This is a genomic window from Ilyobacter sp., assembly GCF_041583315.1.
Taxonomy (GTDB): Bacteria; Fusobacteriota; Fusobacteriia; order Fusobacteriales; family Fusobacteriaceae; genus Ilyobacter.
This window is the reverse complement of record NZ_JBFHGC010000287.1, coordinates 1-3,712: the sequence shown is the minus strand read 5'-3', so window position 1 is coordinate 3,712 and position 3,712 is coordinate 1. Positions and strand designations below refer to the sequence as shown.

Genomic DNA, 3,712 nt, shown 5'->3' with positions numbered 1-3,712 from the left:
TACCGCCATTGCTGCTGACCACACTTGCATTCTATATTTGATATATTTAGAGATATTTTTAAATAAAATAAATTGGTAATATTTTGGTAATAAAAAATTAAAAAACATATAGAAAATGCTATAAAAATCAAGCAAACAAAATTATGAACCATTGAAAATAAAAGGGCAGAGGATATATAAAAAACGTCATTGTAATGGTAAGGTAGAGGTCGCCGGTTCGACTCCGGCAGGTGGCACCACTAAAAATAATAGTTAGAGCAGAACCTAAGTTCTGCTCTTTTTTATTTGGTAATAAAATGGTAATAAATCAAAAAAACTTTGGCTTATTCCCAAAGTTTTTTATTTAAGATTTCCAGAAGTTTTTCTTCAGAAGAAGGGTACAAATGAGAATAAGTATTGAGTGTCATATCTACTTTAGCATGCCCTAACCTCTTTGAAATTGCTAGAGGATTAACATTAGCATTAATTAACATACTCGCGTGAGAATGCCTAAGATCATGTATTCTGATTTTTTTTACTCCAGCTTTCTCAGAATGTCTCTCTATGTCATTTCTGAATACATACTGTGTGACGTTGAAGATTCTGTCATCTACAGATAGATCATATATTCTATCGAAGTATTCCTTTAGAATTCCAACTAATTTATCAGGGATGGAGATAATCCTGTTGCTAGACTGGGTTTTAGGTGTGCTTATAATATCTTTGCCGTTTACTTTTCCATAACTTTTTGAAATATTGATTGTTTTATTTTTTAGATCTACATCCTTTCTTGTGAGAGCCAGGAGCTCTCCTATTCTAATCCCTGTACAGAATAATACGTTAAACCCAGCGTAACTTATAGGTTTGTGTTTAATCACTCTTGTAAAAGCAGTGAACTCTTCTAAGGTCCAGATGTTCATTTTCTTTTCGTATATAAGGTTTAATGCCCCGGCTTTTAGACAAGGGTTTTCTTTCAATCCGTGAAAATTAACAGCAAAGTTAAATATAGAAGATAATTGAGCATTTATTTTTTTTATATAATGAGAGCTATATTTTTTATTGCTTCTGGGGTTGATAGAAGATATTAGATCATTTTGAAAATTTCTTACTGAAACAGCATTTATTTTTGAAACTTCCATTTCTCCGAAATAAGGCAAGATTTGATGCTGGAAGATGATATCTTTTATCAAGTAGGTTTTTTCTTTAATTCTGTGTATGCTATCTTTCATATACAAATTGTACAGCCCTTTAAATTTCATATTCATAGAAAAAGTTGATTCCAAAAGAAATTCTCTTTCCCACTCTAAGGCCTCCCTTTTAGTAGAGAACCCTCTCTTATGTTTTTGTTTTCTTTTCCCCTCTTCAGCATAATAGAAAAGTACCTTCCATTTTTTACCGTCTTTATAAGCAGCCATCTAATTCACTCTTTCTTCTGAGGTTATACCCAGTTTTTTCATGAGATATTTAGAATTTACCCTGCCTCTGATTACTATATAACCTTCTTTTTTCATTTCATTATTAATTTGTTTTATAAGTTGATAAGCTTTCGCTTGCTTAACTTGGCATACCTCCATCACATCTTCAACAGTTAACATTTGCTTCATATTAATACCTCCTAACTAATTCCAGCCCTTTTCTTCTCTTAGCTGCTTAATCCTAGCTTTTTGTTTTTTCTTAGATATCGGTTCAATGTAGTGATCTTTAGTAACTGTAAGTCCACTGTGCCCAGCGAACTCAGATGCCTCCTCTATACTCCCAGTAAGCTTCTTAACTAAATTTATACTAGTCTTCCTGAGTGAATGAGGGTACAGGTCCGTTATACCAATCAGTCTACCCATTTTCCTTATACGATCCCCTATAGTATTTTTACTCATCACGTTCCATTCTCCGCGGTATTTTGTTATAAACAGAGAATCAATTTCCTGGCCATCTAGTTCCTTCCTAATCTCAAGCCACTCTTTTATCAATGCCTTTGCCTTTTCATAAAAGATTACATCTACTATTTTCCCGTGTTTTTCACGAACATCTTCAAATATTCCCTCTTCTATATTTAATCGTGACAGTGGCAATCTGCTCACAGCCCCCATTCGATTGCCTGAGTCTAGGAAGATCTCCCAGAGAAGTCTGTCCTGGATATCAAACTCTTTCTCTTTATATCTCATTGCCACTCTAATCTCTATAATTTGTTCCATAGTGAGAAAATATGACTTTCTTATTTTCTCCTCTTTAGCACCCTTCACCCTATCAAGCTTATGGAGAAAAGGGTGAGTATCTATTAATCCTCTTTTGACACTCCAGATATAAAATGAGCTTATAGACACAACCTTGTTATTTACTGCTTTCTTATTCACACCTTTGTCCTGGGACCATGCTATAAACCCTTCGATAATATCTACGGCATCCTCCATAAAACTTTTCGAATACAATGTTATGTTTTCCCATTCTTTTTCTAGATAAACAAGGAAATGGTAAAATGAATTTTTGTAAGTCTTATACGTTGTGTCTTTAGTGTCTTTATTCTTAATAATGCTGCTCTTCAAGTACCTGTCATAAAGCTTTATATTTTCTTTAGATATTTTATACATATTCTCTTTAGTAAGATATTTATATGACACTCAAACCTCCTTTATTGCTAAAATATAAGATTAGAAATTCCAGACTTTATACAGAGTTATAATAACTATTTCTTATACTCAGCTAAAAGCTCTTTAGCCATCTCTTTTCCGGCTACTGATATAATTTCTTTTTCAGCTTGGTAAAAGTTAATCGACTTCCTCACTTCCTTCGATATTGCAACTCTTGCTAAATCATCGATATCAGCACCCTCGAAAGACCTCTGTATCATTTCAACAGCCTGATGTTTTACTGCATCTTCTATCCATCCTCTTATATCTGCTTTGGTTATTTCTAGTTCGTTATGTAAGTAATTTTTGAAAAATTTCCACTTCTCAGACTGAGTTATATGTTCTGAATTATTCTTCTCCATGCTTATCCTCCGTTTTATAAAGTTATGACTTTGTGCAAATAACGTATTTACTTTTCTTACCTATTCCCTTCCAAATTCATCGTCGAACGTAATGCTGAACCACAGAGCGGCAATAGATGTATAGCTATGCTTTTCTTTATTTGAAGCTTTAGTCAAACGGTAAAAACTTTGTTTAGGTTTGTTGTATTTCACACCTCTAAGATTGTACTTTTCTCCTATCGTAGTAAAGTCAAAGTTAAACTTTGTAGCCACTCTAGTTTCTTTATAAAGTTTGTTCTTACTATGCCAATACAACTCTTCTTCAATAGGCAAAGAATTTATATAGTTCAATAGTTGTTGCGGCTTTGAAACTCCCAACACTTCAACTGCCTCCTTTTATACAGGTCCCAGAATTTTTTTAGGATGTCTTTCATTGTTTTTCTTGTGGAACATCAGACATAGCTATAAAGTTTCTGATGATTACGTTTTTCCCTACACCATCTATAGTTTCTAAGTAGCTTGCTAACGTTTCTATGTCTTTGCCATTTTGAGGCTTAGGACATTTTATAGTCCTATGATGTTCAAATTCTGTAAAGTCAATTTGAGATACAAAATTAACAAATAAGTTCACCTTTTTTTTCATAGTATACCTCCCACGTTTGCAACAATTTCTGAATTTGTTCAAAATAGTTCCATCTTATATATATAAACTGAATCGCCACACATTTCGCATTCGTACGAATCTTCAAAAACACTTAACCTTTCGAC

At 33.2% G+C, this 3,712-nt stretch carries 6 protein-coding genes; all 6 read right to left on the bottom strand.

What is annotated here, in order from left to right:
• Positions 1–323: 323 nt before the first annotated feature.
• Complete coding sequence (locus ABZA26_RS10020) at positions 324–1,394, bottom strand: site-specific integrase (RefSeq protein WP_372714384.1); 1,071 nt, start codon at positions 1,392–1,394, stop codon at positions 324–326.
• Entirely contained in the window at positions 1,395–1,583 is a 189-nt protein-coding gene (locus ABZA26_RS10015; protein WP_372714383.1) for a transcriptional regulator, read from the bottom strand.
• Between the two features lie 15 nt (positions 1,584–1,598).
• Positions 1,599–2,594: a tyrosine recombinase XerC gene (gene xerC / locus ABZA26_RS10010; RefSeq protein ID WP_372714382.1), complete on the bottom strand. Its 996-nt coding sequence runs from the start codon at positions 2,592–2,594 to the stop codon at positions 1,599–1,601.
• A 65-nt stretch (positions 2,595–2,659) separates the two neighbouring features.
• Positions 2,660–2,965 carry a hypothetical protein gene (locus tag ABZA26_RS10005; RefSeq protein ID WP_372714381.1) on the bottom strand — a complete coding sequence of 102 codons (306 nt, stop codon included), beginning with the start codon at positions 2,963–2,965 and terminating at the stop codon, positions 2,660–2,662.
• Positions 2,966–3,025: 60 nt separating this feature from the next.
• Positions 3,026–3,325 (bottom strand): hypothetical protein, encoded by a 300-nt coding sequence (locus ABZA26_RS10000; RefSeq protein ID WP_372714380.1) that lies wholly within the window; start codon positions 3,323–3,325, stop codon positions 3,026–3,028.
• 49 nt (positions 3,326–3,374) lie between these two features.
• Positions 3,375–3,587 carry a hypothetical protein gene (locus ABZA26_RS09995; protein ID WP_372714379.1) on the bottom strand — a complete coding sequence of 71 codons (213 nt, stop codon included), beginning with the start codon at positions 3,585–3,587 and terminating at the stop codon, positions 3,375–3,377.
• Positions 3,588–3,712 lie beyond the last annotated feature (125 nt).